Source organism: Pseudomonas proteolytica, from assembly GCF_007858275.1.
Lineage (GTDB): Bacteria > Pseudomonadota > Gammaproteobacteria > Pseudomonadales > Pseudomonadaceae > Aquipseudomonas > Aquipseudomonas proteolytica.
This window is the reverse complement of the sequence record NZ_VFEV01000107.1, coordinates 1-502: the sequence shown is the minus strand read 5'-3', so window position 1 is coordinate 502 and position 502 is coordinate 1. Positions and strand designations below refer to the sequence as shown.

The window sequence follows — 502 nt, the reverse complement described above, 5'->3', positions numbered from 1 at the left end:
TATTGAAAAAAGATAATAAATGGAACAAATGAAACTTGTATCTTGTCTATATATTGAAACCATAATAAAAGTGAGGGTAGTTTTATGTTTATTCAAATAAGTTTGAGGTGTGGAAATTGGAACAGACGTTTATTGAAAAGTGTAATCATGATGAGCTGGACTATGTTATAAAAGACTATTGGCAAGATGTATGGAATTATTCATTTATTATTACGAAAGATCCACACTTATCAGATGATATCACGCAAGATGTATTTATAAAGGTATTTAAAAATTGGAACTCATTTCGAAAGGAGTCATCTATTAAAACGTGGATATTAAAAATTACAAGAAATACGGCAATAAATTATTTGAAATCATCTTATTTTAAAAGAATATCTTTAGTAGGATTTTTTAGTGATGATAAACAAACTTTGTCGGCAGAACAAGAGTTTTTTAAGCAAGAAGAATTGAATGATGTGTGGAAAGTTGTATTAAAACTACCTAAAAAGCACCGTGAAAT

At 27.7% G+C, this 502-nt stretch carries 1 protein-coding gene; it reads left to right on the top strand.

Annotated features, from left to right (window positions below; genetic code table 11):
* Positions 1-116: 116 nt before the first annotated feature.
* Positions 117-502: RNA polymerase sigma factor (locus FIV38_RS29920; RefSeq protein ID WP_146492616.1), on the top strand; the 386-nt coding region annotated here is incomplete at its 3' end.